Below are 24,203 nucleotides of genomic sequence, written 5' to 3'. Positions count from 1 at the left end.
AACAAAAAACCCATCGTTTAAGATTCTTCACCATCATTGTCATCTACGGCATTTTCTAACGAATCAAAATCTACATTAAAAAACTTACATAGCGACTCAACAATTTTCAATTGACCTTCTTCTGCTTTACCTTTTAAAGATTTCAGGAGTTTTATCATAACATTCGCATCATAAACTTTTGGAACAAATCGTTTATCAAGTTTATCTATCAAAGCAACAACAAATTCAAGTTGGCTCCACTTAGCATCTTCGACAAGATCCTTTATAATCTTTTCTGCATCTAGATGTTTTCCGATTAACACATCATAGTCTAACTTTGTGACAAGGAAATCTCTTATTTGAGGGTGCACGACAAAATTTCGCACAATGATTTCATTCACAACTTCGCCAGATACATACCTCTTGAAAGAATCACTCATACAATCATAAAGACCAGCCAAATCTTCCGTTGTTAAACAGTCAGCATTTTCAGCACTCATTGCCGACTTGACATACTCTTTAAAAGCATCTGCAAAATCATTTGATAATTCTTCTAGCGGTTGCTCATCAAGTTCTTTGCACCTTCGTACAATATCCAGAAGTTCGGTATTGCCATTCAATGCATTAGACCAACCATCCTTTTTCGTCGTGGCAAGTTCACGTTTCACCTTTTCAACAACAGTTGTAGAGTATTCGCTTTCCAAAAGAATTTTGCACGCACTTAAACAAGTTGTTATAGGAGTCTCTGCTTTCTGCACATTTGCCACTAAATGTGCAGATTTTTCAAACTCAGCCAACAATCGCATTCTTACGCTTTCATTATCTGAATATTCATATTCAATAGCGTTGGCAAAACATTCAAAAGGTTTATCGGTATTGAAGAACCAATGTTCCTCATCCTTCAACTGCTTTTCAATGATTCCACCAATCAATTGATATGTATGATTCTTCGCAAGGGACCAAATAAAATCAGATTTTTTCGTCGCATTTATTTTTTTGCAAAAATATCTTACAATTTCATCATTCTTCTCTTTAAAGACAGCCTTAGTAGAATTATACCCATTTAGCGACTGTCCCGTAAATTGAACTTGGGGCGAAATCAAATCGTCGGTATATTTAGCCAATAGGTATGCAGCTCTCAATTTCACACGTTCTTTTTGAGACACCGACACATAGTACCAGAAGTCGGGTCTATTCAGTAAAGATTTTATAGCGTCACATTCTTCCTTCAATTCATAACCTTGCAATGCTGATAAAACCTCAACACACTGTACAAAAGCATCCGTATTCAAAACATTATTCTGAGGCCTAAAAACAATCAATTTATTTATCGCCTGCAAAGTTTTATTCCATTGCAAGCAGCCAGAACTGCACGCAAGAATAATAGGAAATTTAGGCAACAGCGCTAATTCTGGGGAGTTCGGTACAATTTTTTGGGAATAATCCTCATCCAAAGAATCTGTACTTCTTACAAATTTTCCGAATTTTGACGATCTTTCTATCCCAACGGCATCCGCGACCTGTTGGAAATGTTTCATTCCTAATTGTCTGTAATCAATATAAATTAAATCATGGTCGTCAACAATGTCATAAACCTGTTCAATAGAATCAACAACTTTTTCTACAGTTGATTTATCTTCATCTCCTTTGAGAAGTTCATGTTGCATTGCAACATATTTTTTTGACAACTGATACAGCGAATCGTTTTCCGAGTTTTCTTTCACAATCTGGAAAATGGCACATAAATCATCAACTGAGGCAATTTTATCCATTTGGTTGCATATTTGGTCGCAATTACGAACAACAAACCGCAACAAATCAGCTTCTAGTTTTCCCTCAAATGTTTTCATTAACAAATGCATATAATTTTTGCAATCATATTTATTCTCTGCCAAAATATTTTCAACAAAAATCTTCACAGCATGTTCATGATTGCGGACTAACTTTTGTAGCTTTTCTTCATTTCTCTCATTCAATGCATTTAGAACAGGATCTTCTATAAGAAGTTCCATTCCTTTTTCACCATTCACATTAAAGAGAATTGCACACAACTCTTTTTCGATATCCGTTTTTTCTTTTACAAAACCAAGCACCTTGTTTTCAGACAAAATACTCCGATCCAACAAACCTTTTTTGATTTCATCTGCCGACTTGGATTTCAAATACTTCAAATCAATATAAAAGCACAAGGATTCTAAAGAGGCATTTCCCTTATGCAAGGGGTATAGAAAACCAACTTGGTTCACATATGTTTTTATTTCGCGGGGACTAGGCGCATCGCTAATGCTTACTCGACCTCGCTTAAGCATTTCCAGCACACACGACATTTGATCTTCACTGAAACTATTTTCTAAAGAATCATGTATAATTTTGTCAGCATAGTTTTCCCATCCTTCAAAAAGCATTTTCGGGACTTCAATTCTTAACTGGAAACTTTTATCAAAAAATGATTTAGAACAAAGAACGTTTTTCTTTTTATCTGTTTCCTTTGAATCACCACTTCCGTTAGGTAATCCTTCTTTCTCGCATTCAGTTTGCGACCTATCTTTTTTATCCCACAACAATCTTAATCCAGACTCGTCATAAGGAACAACAACCCAAACATCACTCTTGCAAGACTTACTTCTTTTTAAGTTATTCGATTCTACAAATATCTGAAGAGTTGACCAAATTTTCAGAGCATCTTCAGGATTTATTCTATCCAAATTATCTATAACACAAACAACATTTTTAAACCCTTTTTCATAAGTTTTTCCAAGGAGTTGTTCAAAAAAATTCTCAAATTCTATAGAGGTCTTTTCCGGTTCCCTTGTTGTTTCATTTGTCATAGATTCAGTAGTATCGGTCGACCAAAAAACAAGCGTAAAATCTTTATTAACTTTTTCCTTTGTTTTTCTTTTCTTCCACAACTGAACAAGCAATTGACCTAAATAAGCGACTAATGCAATTAATGCTGGAAGAAGAACTAATAAAACACCTAATACAAAAAGTATATTTAACGAAGCATCAAGGTCTATCGTTAGATTATCACAACTATTATCTATAAATAAAAATCCTATAGGCACAACAAAGACAAGCAAAAAAGCGCATAGCTTTCCAATACATCCCATTACAGGCTTTGTTTCTATTGTCTTTGTTATAACTCTATTGCTTATTTTATCTTTTAGCTCTTGTATAGAATCATCTTTTTCACAACAATTCTGCAGTTGCTGGGCAAAACTTTCAAGAAATGCTCTGCGCAAGAAATCGCCCTCATGCGCCCACGAATCCATGTAGAAAACGAAAGTCTCTTTCGTTTCTTCCAGTTTCTTTCTTAATAGATTTACAACAGTCGATTTACCAGAACCCCAGCTTCCTTCAAGACCAATGGTCAACCCCTTGGTTGCCGACTTCGTTATCAATTCAAAAAGTCTGTCGGCAATTCTCTGGTGAGTTCCATCTTTTAATAAATCATTATCGGAAGCAGAGTCATCCATAACTCTAAAATCAAATGATTCACTCATTGTAAATCCTCTTAAGAAATTTGCTCCTCCCCCTCCCCCAAAGAGATTGGACCTTGGGGGGCGGTCGGGGCGGGCGTTACTTGGCCGACTTGCCAGTGGCCTTGGCGGCCGCGGAGGCGGCAGGGGCTGCCGCCGGGGCGGTGTTCACGCCGATGTCGAGCGGGCCGTACTTCTTTTCGTAGGCGCGCACGGTGGCGCTGAGCATAATGGCGAGGCGCTTTGCCGTGTAGGGGTTCATCACAATTCGGTCGGAGATGGCGACATCGACCTTTTCCTGGTTCATCTGCCATGCGCGATTCACGCCGAGAATCATCATCACCTCTTCGCGTCCGGCCACCACGTTGGTCGCGTTCACGTAGGTGGTGCGCATGTCCTTGTCGTTCCATTCGATTTGCGGCTGCTTGTTTTCTGCCATTTTGCAATTCCTTTGTTTTTAAGGTTAATGTCTTTTGGATATTTAGTAAAATGGAGGGCCTTTTACTAGATTTCCGAGGCATATCAAGGGGTTTTATGAACCTAGTTAAACTTTGTACATCCTTTGTCACGGTGCTTGCCGTGGCGGCTCTCGTTTCGGGCTGTTCCGTGTCCGATTCCGAGGACGACGAATACTCCAAATGGACCTTCTCGGGCAGTGTCGTAAGCGGCGCAAACGGGCTTGGCCTCGAAGGGGCCACCATAGACTACATGGACGGTTCCGGCAAGCAGAAGACCGCCTATACCGACGAGTCGGGGGCATTCTTCATAGACGGCCTGCCCTACGGCCAGCACACCTTCACCTTCAGCCACTACACGGTTGACAAGAAGGACACGCTTTACTACGCCCCCAAGATTATCACGGTGGCATCCACGGGCGAATCGAGCTACATGGAGGGCGTGGTGGCGAGCGGGTCGCGCGTCGTGCGGCTTTCGCCGCTGAACGCGGGAATTTCCGGCGAACTCTATGTGCAGGAAGAGGCCACGGGCGTAAAGTCGCCCGCCACCAAGGTAAAGCTGCGCCTCGCGCACCAGGACACGGCCTTCGTGAACATCGCCCCCGAAACATTCTCCGCCGCGACGGATTCGCTCGGCCGCTTCACATTCAAGAAACTCCCCGCCGATTCCGGCCTCACGCTCTCGGCGGAACCCTTCACCTACAAGGGCAAGACCTACCGCTTTTCGAACACGGCGCTCCCCCGCCTGCGTTCCGACGCCGTGCACGACATGGGCAGAATCTTCCTCGTCCGCGACACCCTCAAGGAGAGCGCCCCCGTCATCGTATCTTCAAACGTAATGGACAACAACCGCATGGGCTACAAGAACCTCTCGCCGCTCATTACGCCCTACTACGTGTTCAGCGAGGCGCTCAGCAAGGAGAACATTTCCGTAAGCCTCGCGGGCGATTCAGCGACAGTCCTCATGCCCGAAATCAAGGGCGACACGCTGTACCTGCGCCACACTGCCCCCCTTGCCGCCGAGAAGTCCTACTCCGTGAGCATCGTGGGCTACACCAAGAAGGGCGAAAGGCTGACCGTAGACCTTTCGGGCGACGCGGCCTTTACCACGAACCGCGGGCTTTATGCCGTCACGAGCAACGCCTGGGCGGCAAGCAGCCGCTACAAGGCGACATTCTCGGTAAACGACACGCTCTGGGTCAAGTTCTCCGACTCGCTCGCCACGGTCCAGTGGAGCAAGGCTGCAAAGGTCAAGAAGTCCATCTACGCCGACAACGAGTCCCCCAATGCCGACGCCTGGATCAAGGCCGACACGCTGTTCGTCAAGATGTTCGAGACATTCGACGACTCCCTTGCGGCGGGCGACACCGTGGGCATGAACATCACCGCCCACGCAAAGAACGGGCTCTACTTGCAGGGGCTGACGGTGCTCACCGAGCTTTCCAAGGCACCCGAGTCCAGTTCGTCCGAGGCATCCAGCTCTTCCGAGGCTTCAAGTTCGTCGGCAGAGTCCAGTTCATCGGTTGCGTCTAGTTCGTCTTCCAGTTCCTCTAGCGCGGCGGCAGACTGATGCTCGGCAAGGCACTTTTTACAGCACTCGCCCTCGCTGCATTCGCACTTGCGCAGCAGGGGTTCGACGGCGTCACGGAACCCATCAACCAGGCCCGCGTCGGATTTACCGTGTCCGGGAAGATTGACAGCATCTGGGTCAAGGAAGGCGCGTTCGTGCGCAAAGGCGACACGCTCATGAACCTCGTGAACCGCGAGGAACGGCTGCGCGTCCGCATCACGGGTATCACGGCAAACGACTCCTCGGCAGTACTCTCGGCCAGGGCAAAACTCCAGGCCTACAAGAAGGACCTGGACGCGACCCGCAACCTTTTCGAGAACAGCAACTCCGTAAGCGCGGAACAGGTCTGGGAAAAGCAGATGAACCACGACGTGGCCGCAGCCGAACTCACCTCGGCGCAAACCGAGAGGGAACGCGCGAAGCTCGAACACGATGTCGCCCGGGCAGAACTCGAAAAGCGCGTTCTCACCGCCCCCTTCGACGGCGAAATCGTTTCCATATCCAAGAACAAGGGCGAAAGCGTCGAAGCCCTGGAACCCGTCATCGAAATCGCGGACGTGCGCACCTGCCGCATGGTCGCCTATGTGGTGGCGAACAGGGCGGGCAAGCTAAAACCCGGCCAACAGGTAAGCCTTTCGCTCGACGGGCGCAAGCAGGTTCGCCGCAAGAAGGGCACGATCGAGTTCGTGTCGCCCGTGGTGGACAAGTCCAGCATGCTGCGCACCGTGAAGGTCATATTCGACAACACGGACCTGGCCGTCGAGCCGGGTGTCACGGGGAAAATCCTGCTTAAATGAGTTTCCGCGCCGTAAACATCATCGCCACCCTGGCAGTAGTTGCCGCCCTTGCCGCCGAAGAAAAGGGCGACTCGCTGTACCTGGATTTCGGGACTGCCCTGCAGGCCGTGCTCACGAACAACGCCGACGTGACGGAAGCGAAGTTCGCATGGCTCTCGGAATCCGAGGCGGCCACGGGGGCCTACGGCAAGTTCGAGCCAAGGCTCGTGGGCCGCGCGTTCAAGGAGACCGCCGAGCGGCCCGGCGCACTGTTTACGGAAACAAAGGAAGAATACAAGATAGGCGTGCAGGGGGCGCTCCCCACCGGCACCGAATATAACGTGGGGTTCAACCAGGCCACCTATACGCACAGCGACTACACCTCGGAACTCTATTTTGGCGGGGAGCTGCGCCAGCACCTGCTGAAGGACGGCCCGCTGTTCTTCTCGGCCACGAACGAGCTGGAACAGGCAAGGCTCCGCAGGGAACTCGCCTACCAGAAATACCGCGACGCCCTGAACGATGTCCTCGAAAAGTTCTGCGACGCCTACTGGAACTACTACTACGCCGACCGGTTCCTGGCCTCGGCCACCGAGTCGGCCCGCGTGGCAAAGGACATCGTGGAAGATGCGGGCAAGCGGCTCAAGCAGGGTCTGCTTTCGCCCCTTGACTATAGCAAGGCCGTGGCGGAGTATTCCGACCGCGAGTCGGCAAGGCTCGACGCACTCGACAAGCTGCGCGGCGCAAGGCTCACGCTGTTGCTCACGCTGTCGTCCGGCGAATACATCCACGACCCCCGCCCCATCGCCATGCGCCCGGACCTCGCCCCCGATTCGGCGGCAAGGCTAGATTCGCTCACATTCCTGGATTCCATGTCGCTCATGCATCCGGGCTACCTCTCGCAAGGGGCCGAGGTCATGCTCCGCGAATCGGAACTTTCGGCAAGGCGGGCCGACTGGCTCCCCACCGTGGACCTCGTGGGCAATTACGGCATAAGGAGCAGGAACGACAAGGCCCGCGAGGCCGTGAGGAACTTCAAGACCGAGGGCAAGCGCCAGACCGTGCTTGCTGGCGGTATCGAGGTAAACATACCGCTGTTCGGCGGCGTTGCCGAGCGGCACCGCATATCGGCACAGAAATACAGCGTGAGGGCCGCCCGTACAAGGCTCATGCTGTTGCAGGCGCAAATCTTCGAGGAATACAGGATTCTGCAGAATAGGGCGCAAGAAATCCGCGAACAGTGGCGCTACGGGCAGATTGCGGTGGAATACCACCAGAAGGAACTCGAAGAGGAATTCAAGAAACTCGCCATGGGCAAGAGCAACTACCGCGAAATTTTCGAGGTGGAAGAGGACCTGCGCGAAGCGGAGCGCCGACAGCTCGAAAACATGCGAACACTCCGAATCATCGATGTCCGGCTGATGCGGGCCACGGGCAAACTGCTACTGCAGAACGGCCTGGAAACCTGGAAAAACGATAGACTCGTGCTGCGCGAAGACCTAACCGCAGAATAGGGCTAGTCTATATTTCCGTTTCCGGGATTCTGACAACGCCCTTATCAAGAATCAAAAGGTCTTTCTCGCCAAGCAAATTTATCTTATATTTCTTCAGCCACTTCAGTTCTTCATCCTGGCTTGCCGTGAAGGACCTGAAAGGCGATTTATCGCTATGGTCTGGAACAGATATATTGAGAAAACTCTTGCAGTGGTTTCTATCGAAGATTTGCCGGCTTTCCAAAAGCGACCAGGTTGACTTAAGCTGTTCGTAAGCCTTATCGACATTTTCCTCAATGTTATGGGCTCTACAATACTTCAATTCACAAAGAAGTAAAAATCCACCATCGACAACATCTCTCGGTTTGAAAAGGCATTCGCAATTCTTCTTTTTTTTAGGAAAGAAATGTGGATGCTCTTCAAAATTAACACCATAGATTACAACATGTTTGGGATTCTGCAAATGGAATGACTTTATATCGTCAAACTCGGATTCCGAGACGCAGACACCCTTTTTTGCGCTCTCCGGTTCGAAACGCGTCCGTTCCGTATAATCGGCGACCCACACGTCATTTTGATATTCGTGGGCGTGTTCAAATTTATCAACAATGTTAGCCATAGTATGCGGCATAGTTGGAAAATTCGTTCATCACACGCTTCATTACGCGGTCAAAGTAATTGCCTCGAATGAGTCCATCTTCATCTTGTAGCGGGGTTACAGTCCCATCACGTAATTCCCATGCAGCTACATTTTGGGGATCTACAAAACAATCCTTTCGGTCATCATCCTGCAATCTGTCGCGAACAATATATCCAAGCATATAATTGTTAATCGCATATAAAAGGTAGGGACTGTGCGTCGCAATAAACAATCCGTCAGAATGCATCGAAGCATTTTTCAGAAGACTTTGCACAAGTTCAACCTGCGTAAGCGGGAATAGATTCTGCTCGGGTTCTTCCAGGTATATATCCGAATACGCAGTTCGAGTAAAGTTCTCGTATAGTTTCAAACATTCCTTATAGTCTTTTTGAGACTTAAAGGGCAATGTCAAGCGACCGACTTTTCCAAAATATCGATCGTCTTCACTTGCAAGCACTTCCAGGGATTTTTTGTAGCGTTTTTCGTATATATGGAAAAGCACCGATTCGTTTTCACTATCACTTACGATATTGGAAGGCAACTTGGCAGAATACTGTTCATCAAAAAGGAACTTCAGGTAAGCCCACATTGGGATAACGGACTGCAATCCACTAGATGCATTCGTCAAGTTAACCTTGTTCCCATCACCAAGCAAGACATAATCCCTAGATGCTTCCGCATCATAGTAGTATTTGACATTCAAATCTAAAATATCAAGCATATTGCCAGGACTATACATGCCCCTGACACCATTCCAGTCTGCGATAAAGTTTCGGATATTCGTATTATCGAACTTTACCTCAAACCAGTTGGGAATAGCCGCAACAAGATTTCTTTCCGAGGGTATATAAGAAATCTTACTTCGCTTGTATCGCCAACAACCTTCAAATATAGTCAAGTCAAATGTCGATTTACTGAAATCGCAAATAAAATGAACATAATCGGATTTATATTCAATAAGACTTCCATAACGGATATAACCATCCAGTTTATGGAATACGATTAGATTATCAATGACATAGCTAAAGTTTGCAAAGCCATTTTTCCCCTGTTCCAGCAAGATGCGTTTTTCTGCCCAGGCACAGAAACAGGCTATTTTCAAAATGCAGCTTTTTCCTGCACTCTGTGGACCAATTACGACGTTTATCTTTTTCAAGTCCAAAGAAACACTTTGTATCGGACCGATGTCTTTTATTACCAATTTCTTCATATGCATTTGCGCTCCAAAATTAGTAAAAACTACCCGATAGAAATGACGGCGGTGCCTGCGGCGAGTGCGGTCACGCGAATTTCGTAGCGGTTATCGCCATTGGGAGTGTCGGGAATATCTACGGTGAAGTAGTAGCCTTCCTGCGTCGAGGCCGTCATAGTTGTGCCGTTCACGTCCCACTCCCATGCAAGGGCGGGGACGCTATGGCCCAGACCATCAGAAATCAACACGATGTTCGGATTCCACCACGGATTGTCCTTGCCGGGCCAGGTGTCGCTTACCAGCAGCACCGTTTCTCCCTCGGCAAAGGTAATCACCTGCGCACCCGAAGAAATGTCAATCGTGCGCGAAATCGTGCCCGGAGTCACTTCCTGCTGCACGGTCCAGTCCTTGTCGGTCGCATCGGTGAATGTATCCGTGCCGCCGTTTGCAGACGCTTCGAGCGTCACTCCCGGCACATCGCCATCCTCGAACTTGTCCTGGATATCCCCGGCATCCACCGTGGGCGAACCCAGGTATGCCGCAGTGTCGGCCTGGTAGTTGTTGCTTTCGAGCACAGTTTCCACATCGGGGCGGAACACGCCCACGGGGTTGTTGTGCTCCAGCACCAGCGAGGCGTTGTCGCCAAGGGCGACATCGTCGCCCGAGCCGAGTGTCACCGTATCGAGCCCTTCGCCCGCCACCACCACGTCGCGGTCCATGCCCGTGTAAATGGCATCATCGGCACCGAGGGCATAGAGGCCATCGTCAAGCGCCACAGAAGAAGCCCCGTTCACCCGGTTGATGTTCGCGAAGTCCGCGAGGTCTTCCCCGGCAGCATACGGCACATCCATGTCGAAGGTGAGCGCAGCGCTGTCGCCAAATACGAGGTCGCGGTCATGGTCGCCACCCACGGCGGCATCGGCCCTGCCCGAGCCCGCCACCACCTGGATGGCCGCAATCACCGGCATGTTCATAGGCCACTGGCCGCCTTCCGTGTGCAGGTTGCGGATATACAGGTCGAAGGTATCGCCCGCAACACCGTGGAACACGACGTAGTTGCCGATGAGTTCCACCATGGGGGTGGCTCCCACGGCAAGGTTCGCGAGCGCATCGCTACGGTTCCTACAGGTCGCCTCGCGATAGTCGCCGTCAAAGGCGTGACCCTTCCAGTCGTTCAGGTAGCGGCTACCATCCTCGGAACCCTGGATTTCGTAGATGTGGCTGTGGGCGTCCGTGTCGGAGTCGTCAGCACCCAGGTACACATACACATCGCAGGTCCCGCCCGCGCCACGGAACGAAGAAAGGTTCGTGAGCGAAACATGGATGTCCTGCTGTTGCTGGGCGGCCGTGTAGCCCGCGAACAGGCGGCTGTTGGCCGTGTCGCCGTCAAGCTCCGTAGAGGTGCGGAACACGAGGCTCCCGTTCTGGCCCTGGTCAGTCGTTCCCGAATCGTACGATGTCAGGGATATGCCGACGGAACTGTCTGTGACCGTGCCGCCGTCGCTGTAGCGCAGCACGGGCGTAGTCGAGTTCTCGTTACCCTCGTGCGTGTACAGGTGGCCGTTGTACAGGTAGAGGTTGTTCCAGCCCGTATCGTGAACCACGCCCGCATGGCCCGAGGCCGTGGTAGAATCGCCCGCGTCGCGGGTCGTGAAGTTGACGCTCAGCACCTTGCGGCCTTCCACCGTCGTATCCTTGAGCTGTTCCAGGTCGCGGATGGCGGCAGGGCCGTTCGCGGCGTCAAGGCTTTCCACCGTAGCCTCGTCACCATAGAACGCCTGCGCGATGCCCAGCTGCGTGAGTTCGAACTGGCTACCCGCAAGAATCTTGTCGCCACCGAGACCGCCCACAACGGTGTCGTTGCCGTCACCCGTCACGATACGGTCGTCGAACGAGACTCCCTGCACAAGGTCGTCCGCGTCAGGGTCAAGGCTACGGGCAGACGACACCATGGTATCGCCAGTGCCTAGGCGGTCCTCGAAACGCACCTCGGCGCTATCGCCGAACACAAGGTCGTTGTCACGTATGCCGCCCGCAAGTTCGCCGAAGGTCGCCATGTAGTCGCTACCGGCACCGCCCACGACGATGTCGTCGCCGCCACCCGTCGAGACGGTATCGTCACCGCCGAGGTTCAGCTGCGTAGACACGGCCACATCCTGCGCATGCAGGTCGCCGCGCACCTGTATGGCCGCAATGCCCGGCAAGTTCTTGCCGTTGGGGTGCTGGTCGGGGAACGCGTCCTCGATAACCACGCGGAAGTTGTCGGCAAAATTGGCCGCAGACACCGTGAACACGGCGTAGTTCGCGTAGGTTGCCGCGGATGCCGTCGTGGCTGTGGCCCGTTCGTAGCCGCCGTCAAAATTTTCGCCTTCGGCATCGTCCACATAGAAGCTCTGCAGGGCAGCACTGGAGTCGCCCACATACAGGCTCACCTTGCGGACGCTGTGCTCGTACGCGGAATGGGAATCCGGTATATCCAGATAGACCACCACCCTGTATTCCGTAAAGTACTGGGCAAGGCCATCCACCACGACTTCGAGCCTGTTGTCGCACTGGGCGTTCGGGGCCGTGGTCATGAGGCCCGCGTTCATCAGCGCCGCATCCGCGTCGGTAGAGGCGTTCGCGAAGTTGTGGCCGTAGGCCTGCAGGTTGATACGGTTGTCGGTGTCCGTATTGCGGTGGCTCTCGATGCCACCGTAGCTCACGCTCACGGCGCTTGCGCGGGTGCCGTCGTCAAAGCGCACCACCTCGCGGTCGTCGTTGCCGTAGGTGCCCGCAAGGTTCCCGCCCACGTTGTTCCAGTTGGCGCTGCGGTAGTCGTCGCCATGGGTCGCATTCAGGGCACCCGCCACGGCGGCAGAATCAAGCCCAGTCTGCGAAGCTCCCTGGAAGTTGAAACTGAGGGTCGCCTCGGTGCGAACTTCGGGAGCGTTATCCTGCCCGAGGGCTTCGGCAATAGAGGCATGCCCTCCGAAGGTGGCATAGCCGTCATCGCCGAATACAAGGTCGTTGCCATTGCCAGTCGAAATGACTTCATTCTCGTTCTCATGCTCGCTAGCATCCGCAGGAACGGTTCGTGTTGCGTTCACTCCTCCGAAAACGACATTCCTGCCGTCGGCAAGGGTTATCACATCGTTTCCACCCTGGTTCTCAGTCACCGTGCGGGCAATGCTCGGGCCGCGGCGAACACCGTCGGTCTGCCAGTAGGCTTCGGAATCCTTGTTCTTGCCTGTCGCATAGTCGGAACCGCCAGCATTCCATTCTTCATCTTCCTCATCAACGCCGGGTGTACCGGTCCTGTCGTCGCCGAGGCGGGTCACCACGTTGCCGTCATCGTCGTGGTACAGCACCTGGCCACGGTCGCCGAAGACAAGGGAACTGTCGCTGTCTATGTCAATGGAGTCATCACCAAGGCCACCAAACACGATAAGGCCTTCCTTGATCACATTCGCACCGGTAGCAGCCACGGTGTCGTTGCCCTCGCCAGCGTTGATCACCAGCTGGTCGTCTTCGCCATCCTGGTAGCTATGGACATTAATCGTGTCGCCACCTTCGCCGCTGTTCATCACGGTAAAGGTCTGGAATCCGTCCTCGCGGTAGATGGACTTGTAGATATCCACCGTGTCCGCGCCCGTACCCAGGTTGTATTCCCCGTATTCCATGTTGCCGGTGTTGATACGGTTCTCGTCGGTTGCCGCCAGGTCCTTATGGGTAAAGCGGAGCGACTCGGAGTCCGAATTGAACCATTCCGTGTCGGCCTGTTTTTGCACATCGGGCAGGGAATTGAGAATAACCGGCGAACCGCCCGCCACCGGAATCACGGACTGGTCGATGGTCCCGACAGATTCCAAAGCCTGAAGGTCGTTCTTTACGCCCGCCTTGGCATTTCCCATGTTGTTGGTGAAAACACGGTCCACGCTCTGGCTCTCGTCAAATTGCGCTGCGGCCTGGGCAGCCGCGGCCCAGGCGGCAAGGTCTTCGGCGGATGCCGCATTTTTCTCGTCGTTGGTTGTCGGCGTCGTCGAAGTACCGTAACGGAGCATCGCGGGGCCGACATCGCCAAGGCTGAACTCCTTGCCCATGCCGTCTTCGTACAGGGCGCCCTTGATGTTTTCAATCGTGTTGTCCTGCATGTGCTGCGCGATTTCTTCCTTGGAGACATTCTGGAAGGAATTCTCCTCGTCATAAATCGTCACCTGCGGGTAAACGATAGAGCCGTCCACCGGCTGGAATGATACATTCCCCTTGAGGGAAACCGGCTTGAGCGAGACCTTGTCAAGGATAATTATCTGGGTGCCCGCAGTCCTGTAGACATACCTTGCATTGTCCGCGTCTATGGTTCCAAGCAGACTCTCGGCACATACGGAATTTTTCGTCCCATCATCCGCAGACGTAAATTCAAGCATATCGGTCATGCCCTCGGTACTGTAGGCCATCTGGACAATGCTTTCGTCATCCAGCAAGACTTCGCTATGCTGGTAGTTGAAATAAATCCTCGTGCCGGGCGTCAATCCCAGAGAATTTATATTTATTTTCAGCACATCTTCATCGATGGACAATCTCCCCGCATCAATGAAGACGGGTGCCCCGTCCTGCATATACCAGGCACTTATCCCGCTCGTAGCGGGAGGCAATGAAAGGTTATCCACAGCGACTTCATTCCCAGTGGAGGCAGTCACAACGACTTCCTGCGTTACCGAGAACTTGTTGTCAACGGTCGTTTGCGTACCGGGTTCGTCAAGGAACACCAGTGCGTTCTTGCAGGTTTTCACCACGGACGCTTCGACATTCGTCTGTGTCGCGGTCAGCGACACATTGTGCAGCAGCGAGAAGTAGTCGTCCCCTTCGCGTACCGCATCGCCTATGGCCTTCACCTTTACCAACTGCGGGGAATTCCAAGCGACAACGCCGTCGCCCGTCGCCGTGGCGGCGAACTTGAACGAGAGAGACTTGCAAAGATTTCCGCTTCCGTCCACAAGCCAGATTTCGCGGTCGCCGCGTCCATGCGCTTCCGTGGTCGCCCCGGGAGCGAACACCGTCACCGTAACGGTCTCGCCCGCCTTGGGAGCCCTATCAAGTTTCACCCTGTAGGCATCAACCGCATTTCCGTTTTCGGGCAATACGGCCGTAGGCGTGTCAAGCACCTTCGTCGTGTCGTTCGCGTTCACGAACACGACATTGATGGCTCCGGAATCCACCGCGGTCGCCGTCAGGAACGCGGGCATGTCGGCGGAACCCACGCCCCCGTTGTAGAAGCTGTCGTTGCCCTTGTTGCCGTAGAGCTTCGTTATTTCCTTCGTTTCAGAATCAAGCACATAGAAGGAATCGTCGCCGTCGCCACCGTAGACATTCTTGTCCTCGATGCTCACCGTCTGCACATCGATCCCCTCGCCGAAAATCCGCCCATGGGAAATCACAAAGGTGTCGTCCCCTTCGCTTCCGGCGATGCTCATCTTGTCGATACCCGCTCCGCCAATCAGCGTGACCGGGCCGTTCTCGACAATCGACGTGGTTTCGTCTTCATGCTTTTCCTGGAACATGGCGACATTGAACGTGTCGTTGCCAAGGCCACCGGAAAGCGACACCGCCGCCTTGTTGTGCAACACGTTGAAGGTGTCGTTACCTTCACCACCGACAATGGATGTTGCGTGTTCTACGCCGTTGCTCAGGTAGCCCTGGGTCGTCTCCGTCGTCCCGAAAACATCCTTGGGCTGCACGTTGCTGAGATTTGCGTCGGTCGTCCGTTTTGAATCGAACATCTGGCCAACCGTTACCATATCGTTACCGGCGCCAGCATCGATGGAGATTGTAGAAAGTGTCCCGTCAATGGAAATCTTGTCGTCTCCGGCACCGGCATTCACGGCGAGGTTTTCGACGCCGGTCTTTTCGACCCCCACGTTCCAGAAGTTCACGCGCTCGATCTGGGTCCTGCTTGCAGGGCTGTTCGGGTCGGTCTGGATTTCCGGCAGCGATGCCACCATACCCAGGCCGAGGTCCGACGCGCGAATCAGGAATTCGTCGGCATTGACGGTTCCGTTGATGGTCAAGGAATCGGACGCGTCATTTTCACCCGAATCCATCACGTTTGTATAGGCGCGGTTACCGCCCCCCATCATGTTCACGATGTAGGAATCGTCGCCGCTCTGGCCGTCCACGATGTCGCTGCCATTCCCGGCAATAATCGTGTCGGCCCCGCCACTTGTATTCGACTTCGCATCTGCCTTGATTCCGAAATTATTTACGAAAGAATTGATGGTGTCTCCAAATACGAGGCCCTGATTCTTTCTCGCTTCGCTATCTTCCTGATAGGCAAATAAATCCGAAGTCCCCTTCTGGTCTGTCGCAAATCCATTAATTCCGTCATCACCGAACACGATATCATTCCCGGCACCGCCATCGAGAATGTCGTTACCCTGGCCGCCGTAAATGACATCTTCGCCGGAACCGCCCGTTATGCGGTCGTCACCGGCATCGCCATCGATAAAGTCGTTATCGGCGCCACCTTCGATAACATCATTACCACCCGAAGCAGATGCTCCGTCTGCACCGTCATCGCCGAAGATGATGTCAGAACCATTGCCGCCGTAAATGTAATCCGTTGAATTAGACAGGCCCTCATTATCCTGGACTTTGGAAAGTTTACTTAAAATTGCAGATTCTATCTTGGTTGTATCATACGAGTCATTAGTTTTTAGTTCCTCTTCATTTAACCCAAGTATTTTTGATAGAACCGTAAGTTTATTAACGTTTATTTGTTCTCCTGAATAAACAATGCTTTTAATTTTTTCAAAAGGCAGATTAACAAAATGCTGTTGAGGTGTTGTCAGCACCAAGCCTGCACTGGAGAACAACGGGTGAGATGATTTACTATCATAGTAATCCGAAGAAAGATAGTCATAAGGCAGAATACCTACTGTATCACCAGCACCAGCAATCACCATGTTCGGCTCGGCAGGCGTATCGCCAAATATGACATCTGCTCCATCATACCCATAGATTTTATCAGTTCCGTTTCCGCCGATTAAGATATCATTTCCTTGGCCACCATAGATTTCGTCATCACCTTCAAGACCTTCAATCCAGTCTGTTCCGGCACCGCCATACAGTTTATCGTCATTAACGCTACCATATATTAAATCATCGCCGCCTTCGTCAAACAAATCATAACGGCTAACTTCGAGAAGATTGTCTTCGTTGTATTCTATTCTACCACCATCGCCAAACAGATAGTTCGTCGTTTCTGCGAAATCTCCGGCATAGAGTATATCACTACCTGCCCCACCGAAGATGAAGTTTTTCCCCGCTCCACCAAACAAAACATTGGTTTCCGCAGAAGCTACATCGGGATAGGCCTCGGCTAGTTTTACCTTATCGTCGTCCTTTACAAATCGCGCGATCTCTCCAAATATGAAGTTGTTTCCTAAACCACCAGCACCTTTGATAACGTCAAGGCTGCCATTTCCAATCAATATGGCATTTCCATCCGCAGCCAAACTCAATCCGGAAGCATCAATTAAATCCTCACCGTCTCCGCCATAGACAACAACATCGGCAGAAACATTTACATCCTTCGAAGACTTTATTGTGATTGTGTCACGGCCTTTTCCCGCATAAACGCAGATGCCTTTCTTGGGATTACTTGAGTCTTTGTCAAGACTGATTTCTTCGGATGAATAATTTCCCCAAGAAACTTTAAACTTTTTCGCGCCCGTAAATTCAATCGTTACGACATCATCGCCATCGCTCAGATTACCAGAATTCCTACCTGCCGCAAAATCACCAACATTTACAACAAGGTAATCTCCATTGTCTGAAACAAGTGTTGGCGTATTAGATTTTTTAGAAGCGGTATCGAATAATTCAAACGCATCGCTGCTCCACAAGGTCCATTTTTTGCGACCGAAGAAATAATCCAAATATGCATAGGCTTCCACTTCTATATCAGCAGAAGCATCGAATATCATTATCGGGTTCGTCTTGAGCATATCCGCCATTTCACCAAGGCGAATTTTCCCGTCATTATTCGGGTCCTTAAAATCAAGATTCACATCCAGATTCAAGCCTACATTGACACCAGCCCGGCCCGCGATACTGGCTCCAGCCGTAATACCCGAATGGAATACGACCTCAGCAAGATCCTTGCCGTCATCATTCCAGTCAGCAATATAAAAGCCGTCAATTAAAGCCGCATAATTCTTGTAGTCACTCTCTCTCCAACGACGCAATCCGTGTGTATCATACCCAAACTCCAAGTCAATGCAGGCCCCGAAATTAAAACCAATGTCGGCACATAGCGGTCCCACAATCGGGTAACTATTTTTCCAGTCAAAGTCGAACTTTAGCGGTGACATGTCGTATGTCACCAAGGTAGATTCCCTACCCAGGAAAAGACCAACAATTTCAGTCAATGGGTTGGTAAGAATCGGGAAAGCAAACCCGCCGCCACCACTTGTTGAAAAAGAAGCACTCGCAGAAGATGAAGCTCGAGGGTTTTCATTAATAACGCCGTTCAAGCCACTCATAATGTCGTTAAATTTACTTTGATAGTTTCCCCAGTCAAAAGTATTCGTTGCAGAAGAAAGAGTAAACGTTTCTCGAAGCGTTTGTATATACGAATCAAGATTGTCCGAAAATCCATTGAGGAAATTTATGCTGGATATATTTGCATCAGATCTTTTTCGCCTATCTCCATTACTAGAATCATAACCATCAGCATCTTCATATAAAATTAGATCAGGCAACTTCAAGAGCAAATCATTACTCAAATTATTGTTTGAGCCTTCATTGAATAATTTTACAATTCTATTAATTGCGATTATGTCATCCAAGAATCCAAAGTCCATATCGTTCTTGGAGCCATACATCTTGATAAGGTCAAGGACAGTAATCCGAATCTTGCCAGCAGGCAACTTGTTCAAAACAGGGATTTCAGCCTGCAAGAAATCAATTAACGGCTGTATGGGGCCTATTACGCTCTGAATCCTTTTGACCACAGAACCAAAAGTATTCGAAATAAAACTTCCTGCATCAAAGGTGGGATTACTCAGCGACAACAGTTTGAGACCATTATTTTCGCCACCACCAATTGAAGCGGACCAGTCAAGATTCAATTCAGCAGTCAACTTCGGGAATGCACTCGATCCATCCCCTATACCCAATTCTAATTCCAAACCATCAATATTAACACTTGCAAGCAAGTTTGCCTCTACAGAAAGTTCTGATGCGAGGCTATAGATGTTTATTACAGAGTCTTTTCCATAGTCATCTTTGCCATCCGTCTCAGCATCTACTGTTTTGTCATTCCTTCCATCATTCAAATCAACGCCAAGGTATGCAGAAGCCCCTGTAAAATTATGGCCCGTCGCCGTCATCTGTAAAAAGCCCAACGAGCCATCTATTTCAAAGCCATCGTTCGTACTAACTGTAATCCAGACCTTCAAGTCGTCACCGACATGATTCGTTAAACCTTCTTTATTTTCTTCGTAATCGACACCGGATGTAGACCTGTTAAGAGTCTTATTTTCACCTTCTCCACTCCAAAATTCTTTTCCATTGGACAACAGGATAAACGCTCCTGTATTTTTATTGACACCAAATCCAATATCCAGCATCCATCCCAAGGTAATTTTAAGTCCACCTTCTGAACGGAGACCTAATCCAGGGAAACCCAAATCAAAATCAGCATTGCGGTCCAGTTCGTACTGTCCACCTAAACGCAAGCGCCAGCCGGCCTCGTCCTCATTCTTATAATACTGAATTCCATTATAGCAATGAGTAAATTGCTTGTCAGCCCATGTTTCTGTCGCACCATTTTCCAAATTTGCCAAAGGCCTGTCTAATTCCGTTGCAAACAGATTGTATTGACTTAAAATATCATACAACTTCTCGGCAATCACGACTTCATCAACGTTTCGGGTACTATTCAGGAATTTACGGAGCGGCTCCACAAAATCGGAATCCAATCTGGTAAGACAATCCGCAGCGGCAATGATACGGTCCCCGATAAAAGGCACATTTCTCATTGAATCACGCAAGACTTCGCTATTCAAGCCACTAATCGCCTTGCGCAAAAGTTGCGAGAGCCCATCGCCAACCAAAGCCAGGTTGTCGAACAGGTTAAAACGGGAAAGAGATATATCCAATTTATGTAAATCAACATAAATTGGAGAATTACCTTTTATTGTATCGGCTTCTTCGTCCGTTTCGCTTAAGTAAATCAACTGTGGCGTTAGCGAGGACAAGTCACCTAAATTCAGCAGATTTATGGAATTATTCCCGTAACTTGAGCCAATCTCAATGGAACCTGCGTCCGCCCCAAGCAAAGAAAGGTTAAGCAGACCATCAACTTTCAGGGAAGCTTCCTTACATTCAAAGAACGTATTTGTTCCAAAACCAAACTTACAAGATGCTTCGACATCAATATAACTACCTCCCGTTATTTCGAGAAGCGACAAGGATTGTTCTCCATCAATATTAACATTAATCTTACCAGAAAGTGGATTTTGTGCTATCGTAAAAGAGGCATCTACCAACGGATTTGTTTGATCGAAGACAATTGATACGTTTCCATTCGAGTAAACAACTTTCGCCTGCAAATTAAAATTCAAGTGACCGTTTAAAGTCACATCAATTCCGCCTCCAATAAAGGATGAAGGGCCACCGAGATTTCCTAGTGTAATTTTCTTATCCATTATGGCATAGGACCATCCAAAATTCAAAACGACGGCATATGTTTCGTTAGATTCAATCATCGACAAAACACAACCTATACCAGTTCTAGCAGACAACTGTTCCACAAAATCTTGGAGAGTAAGGGATTCAGCCTTGTTCATCAAATTATACAGTTCATACAATTTTGTATCAAGGCCAGCTAGTTCTATAAAGGAATGGTCAATGAATGGAATCTTCGAAGACAACAAACTTTCTGAAACAAGACCATCAAAAGTTGTTGAAGTTTCACCTATTTTAGGTTTACCCAAAAATTTTTCACCAAATTCATTTCCCAACAAGTTTAAAACATCATGAGCAGAAGTAACAGACCAAGCATCTAAAACATTTTGGTTAGCAAGAACACCATTGCTCAATGAAGAAACATTATCAGAAACAAGTTCTTCAACAGAAGATAAATCACGTAAAGAAATTGAGCCCAATTTGCACGAGTCTACTTCTTCAAGAACTAAGGTGCCGCCTTGTGTTTTTGACACGATGACGGAAGCACCTTGTTCATAGTCACTCTTTATTGTTTGAACAACCGACAACAAAGAAGTCTTAACATCATTCAAAATCGTAGAAACATCTAAAGAGTTTATATCCTCAATAATCCCCTCTAGTTCCTCCAAAAGGTTGGAAAGATTTGTTAGATTAAGCGACTGGTTAGAACCAACTGGATTAGCAAGAATCTGTTTAAAAGAATCAACATTTATACACTCGATACACTGACATACATTTTCAAAATCCGTCACAAATCCGTTGTATGATTGCGCTAGAGACTGTATAGCTGAAGTATAGGATTTATATTTTATAGAATTGAGATTATTCCAAGAATTATCAACAATTTGTTTAAAATCATATATTGAACTTTGGAACTGTTCAATAGTGTTTATCAGTTGAAAAAAAGTTTCCAAAGATGAAAGGGTAATTGGGTTTAAACTTAAATTCGATGCCAAGCTGCAAAGATTGTTGTAAGACGATACTACTTCATCAAATTTTTTATTTATTATTTCCTGCGTAGCATTCAATCTATAGTCAGGCAACTCAAAGGATTCATTAGCACCCGGCTCCGCATTTATAGACAATGTAATCGTATGTTCTAAATTCACATTGTCTTTTTTAAACTGGCTACGTATGAGTCCTAGATTAGCGTCTATTTCGGCATTACCAGTCAAAGTCTGTTCAAAACTTAATTCAAAATTCTTGTATAAAATCGATTCTTCTGCATCAAGTTTCCAAACATCAACAGTGAAATCTGCAGGCACATCGGCGGTATTTTCGCCAGCAATCCCAAGCAACGACGCCAAAGAGAACCCATTACAATTTTTTATCGACTTTATAGTATAACTGTTTGTCCCCGCAATTTTAAGTGTATTTTCATCAAAGGACAAAACGTCTGATACAGTCTCTTGGTCACCAACAAAAGATGTTCCACAGATTTTACTTAACAGGTTACCTACCGTTCTTTGTGACAATCCTTCCGATGACAACCACCAATCATCGAAGTTGACATTAGCCTTAAATTCTTTATTATCATTATCTCTTTCGACAATAATTTCTAAACATGAATTATTGGATGTCAGATTTTGAACAAATCCTATTTCACTTAAATTTGAGCCACTGACGGTAAAAGAACTTGCACAATAGGCTCCCGTTGTACGGAACGCGACCTTACCATCCCTAAGTTCTGCCACAAATTTTTTATCATTTCCTTGAAGATCATTTAGACATTGGTTTAATACACGAACCACATCCTCCTCATTTTTCGCCCCTGAAAAGTTTGGACTTATTACTACATCATCTACGCCACTTATACTGAGTGTTATTGTCCCAGCCGAAGGAATTGCTATAGGCATTTTTTTTGAGACTTCAACAAATACCGGTTGCGTGGAGCTTTCATTTATTGTAGCCTTCTCATCATCAACTTCTAGAGATGCTACATAAAAATCTTTCGCCAGATTGGTAATAATAAGATAGTTACCGACATAGCGAACAGTTGCTTTTTTATGTTCTAGATATTTCTCGTTAGTCGCTAATTCAGCCTGAATTGCTGACGCCAATTCTTCTATGGACCCAGAAGCATGGAAGCAGAAAGATTGCTTTACATCGGAATCCCCGTTCTTCTTTAAAATCAGCTCAATTTCCTCATCTTCATTTACAGCTGCTAAAAAATCGCTGTTGAAAGTAATATATGCATCACTATAGGCATATGCATCCTTTGGAGTTGTCGATACGGTAAAATAAATTCCCTGGACATCATCCTTGGCTTTATAGGTAGAACTATCAGGGAATGCAAAACCCAGCCCATTATCAGCAATGACGCAGTTCGTTCCAAAAGTATTTTCAAAAGCATTTTCGTTCAGGAACTCTACGATTTTTGAATCTTTTGACACCTTGCTACTCGAAACATCTCCTAAATCAACAACAAGGTCAAAACTTAATATAATGTTTTTTGTAGTCAGGTCAAGTGATTTATTATCACGGACAACAAAACCACGATCGGTAAGGGCCTTTGTCGCCAACGAAACTACCGTTTCGATTTCCGCATCAACCAGTTGCGTTTGGTCCGTCGATCCAGGCATTTGCAACTTTAATCTAAACGGAATAACTAACTTTTTCGAAGTTGAATCGTATGTTAAAAAAGTGTAAGAAAATTTTTGTGCGCACTGATACAAGCCTACCAATGTCGAAGGTGCTTTTTCAATAACTTCACTCAGCAGTTTCGGTAGACACGCATTCTCAGAGGCGTTTTGGTTCAATATTCCATTGAAGGAATCGTATAGCAAAGGTGTCGGATTCTCGGAAGTTGCAGTAGAATTTAATTGCAACCATTGTGAAAGGTCCGAAAGTTTGCGGAGCACCAACCCCATGTCAAAATTTTCTAAAGCCGCTATAACATTATCATTCCATTTCCAGACCCGTTGCGATTCATCATATATCAATTTGACATAGACATTCGAGAAGAGATTTTCTTCATTGGGGCCTTTAAGAATCTGTGTTGTAGAATCGTTTACAATACCGGTATAAAAATTCAAGTCGCCAGAATGGGTCTTTGTAACTTTTTGAGAAACACTTCCAAGATTCATTCCTACTTTGGCAGAATAATCCGAAACATCGTCATTTGGAGAATCTGCAACTGATATATAATTGAACGCATTCCCCTGTGTTCCGTAGTAAGAAGGATTCTGTTCCAGGCCGTAGTCATCCTCCAAATCTTCTAGGTCAACTTGATTGGATATAATCTGCTTAAAGGCTATTTCTGCATTGAGATTTGGTTTCGTTGTATAGGAAACACTTTCTTGCCCATCAAATTTGCAGCTAAAGGAACCTGTCACATGCAAGGCTTTTTCTGAATCCAGTGGAATAAGTTTAAGGTCTACGCCCGCAAAATTCTTCAAGTCCGCAATAAGGAACGTGTCATCTGGCACCTCATAATACTTGTTGAATGTTGCGCTTACGGTAAAATCATTCGTTCCACAAGATATTGTAAATTGCCACCCATCCTTGTCGTTTAGAGTTCCATCAAGTTCGTCAAAGACATCTGCGGCAGAAACAACAGATGTGGAATCGAGATTATTATCAGCCAACACCCGATTCCATGCAGCACCGACCCTATCCTTGACCCAGTTCATCCCTGTTTCAAGTATATTTTCATTATCCAGAAAATCCTTGATGGACGCAAAACTCATTTCACCCGAGTTTTCGTCCTTAAGTGTTACGGTATCAATTTTGGTAGACTCCCACTTTTCATAACTAGCCGAAGCAGACTCAACAACATCATAACCACTGGACAGAATTTCACTACCCCACTGGTTACCATCCATCATCCAACGGGGTTCAAGTGCCTCTATTTTGTAATTGTTTAGATTCTTGTCGTTCGGATTTTTCTTAGCCATGAGTCTGCTCCGT

At 47.9% G+C, this 24,203-nt stretch carries 8 protein-coding genes; 3 read left to right on the top strand and 5 right to left on the bottom strand.

The features are described 5' to 3' along the window. Nucleotides 1–17 precede the first annotated feature (17 nt). Together QOL41_RS10335 and QOL41_RS10330 are read right to left on the bottom strand one after the other, a co-directional pair. Nucleotides 18–3,482, bottom strand: a complete 3,465-nt coding sequence (locus tag QOL41_RS10335; RefSeq protein ID WP_283429688.1) for a P-loop NTPase fold protein — start codon at nucleotides 3,480–3,482, stop codon at nucleotides 18–20. Nucleotides 3,483–3,558: 76 nt separating this feature from the next. Next, complete coding sequence (locus QOL41_RS10330) at nucleotides 3,559–3,897, bottom strand: DUF3467 domain-containing protein (RefSeq protein WP_283429687.1); 339 nt, start codon at nucleotides 3,895–3,897, stop codon at nucleotides 3,559–3,561. Nucleotides 3,898–3,992: 95 nt separating this feature from the next. Between QOL41_RS10330 and QOL41_RS10325 the strand changes: the two genes are divergently transcribed. The 3 genes from QOL41_RS10325 (at nucleotide 3,993) to QOL41_RS10315 (ending at nucleotide 7,773) form a co-directional block, all read left to right on the top strand. After that, nucleotides 3,993–5,483, top strand: coding sequence for a peptidase associated/transthyretin-like domain-containing protein (locus tag QOL41_RS10325; RefSeq protein WP_283429686.1), 1,491 nt, complete (start codon nucleotides 3,993–3,995; stop codon nucleotides 5,481–5,483). Next, nucleotides 5,483–6,280 (top strand): efflux RND transporter periplasmic adaptor subunit, encoded by a 798-nt coding sequence (locus QOL41_RS10320; protein WP_283429685.1) that lies wholly within the window; start codon nucleotides 5,483–5,485, stop codon nucleotides 6,278–6,280. Before QOL41_RS10325 ends, QOL41_RS10320 begins: the two co-directional genes overlap by 1 nt. 320 nt (nucleotides 6,281–6,600) lie before the next feature. Then, entirely contained in the window at nucleotides 6,601–7,773 is a 1,173-nt protein-coding gene (locus QOL41_RS10315; protein ID WP_283429684.1) for a TolC family protein, read from the top strand. A 7-nt stretch (nucleotides 7,774–7,780) separates the two neighbouring features. On the opposite strand, the gene QOL41_RS10310 is transcribed toward QOL41_RS10315, so the two are convergent. Genes QOL41_RS10310 through QOL41_RS10300 form a run of 3 tightly spaced genes read right to left on the bottom strand, consistent with a single transcriptional unit; the run spans nucleotide 7,781 to nucleotide 24,190 of the window. Next, complete coding sequence (locus tag QOL41_RS10310; protein ID WP_283429683.1) at nucleotides 7,781–8,371, bottom strand: hypothetical protein; 591 nt, start codon at nucleotides 8,369–8,371, stop codon at nucleotides 7,781–7,783. Further along, nucleotides 8,364–9,608 carry an ATP-binding protein gene (locus tag QOL41_RS10305; protein WP_283429682.1) on the bottom strand — a complete coding sequence of 415 codons (1,245 nt, stop codon included), beginning with the start codon at nucleotides 9,606–9,608 and terminating at the stop codon, nucleotides 8,364–8,366. The genes QOL41_RS10310 and QOL41_RS10305 overlap by 8 nt, the downstream gene beginning before the upstream one ends. A gap of 23 nt (nucleotides 9,609–9,631) precedes the next feature. Beyond that, complete coding sequence (locus QOL41_RS10300) at nucleotides 9,632–24,190, bottom strand: calcium-binding protein (protein WP_283429681.1); 14,559 nt, start codon at nucleotides 24,188–24,190, stop codon at nucleotides 9,632–9,634. Nucleotides 24,191–24,203: the final 13 nt, after the last annotated feature.

Origin of the sequence: Fibrobacter sp. UWB10, from assembly GCF_900182935.1 — a bacterium.
Lineage (GTDB): Bacteria > Fibrobacterota > Fibrobacteria > Fibrobacterales > Fibrobacteraceae > Fibrobacter > Fibrobacter succinogenes_O.
Note: the sequence above shows the minus strand (reverse complement) of the source record. Positions and strands in the feature narration are given on the sequence as shown.

What these genes read in the sequence shown, in the direction of transcription:
- QOL41_RS10335 (WP_283429688.1), bottom strand. Translation starts at nt 3,482, where the DNA reads ATGAGTGAATCATTTGATTTTAGAGTTATGGATGACTCTGCTTCCGAT.
- QOL41_RS10330 (WP_283429687.1), bottom strand. Translation starts at nt 3,897, where the DNA reads ATGGCAGAAAACAAGCAGCCGCAAATCGAATGGAACGACAAGGACATG.
- QOL41_RS10325 (WP_283429686.1), top strand. Translation starts at nt 3,993, where the DNA reads ATGAACCTAGTTAAACTTTGTACATCCTTTGTCACGGTGCTTGCCGTG.
- QOL41_RS10320 (WP_283429685.1), top strand. Translation starts at nt 5,483, where the DNA reads ATGCTCGGCAAGGCACTTTTTACAGCACTCGCCCTCGCTGCATTCGCA.
- QOL41_RS10310 (WP_283429683.1), bottom strand. Translation starts at nt 8,371, where the DNA reads ATGGCTAACATTGTTGATAAATTTGAACACGCCCACGAATATCAAAAT.
- QOL41_RS10305 (WP_283429682.1), bottom strand. Translation starts at nt 9,608, where the DNA reads ATGCATATGAAGAAATTGGTAATAAAAGACATCGGTCCGATACAAAGT.
- QOL41_RS10300 (WP_283429681.1), bottom strand. Translation starts at nt 24,190, where the DNA reads ATGGCTAAGAAAAATCCGAACGACAAGAATCTAAACAATTACAAAATA.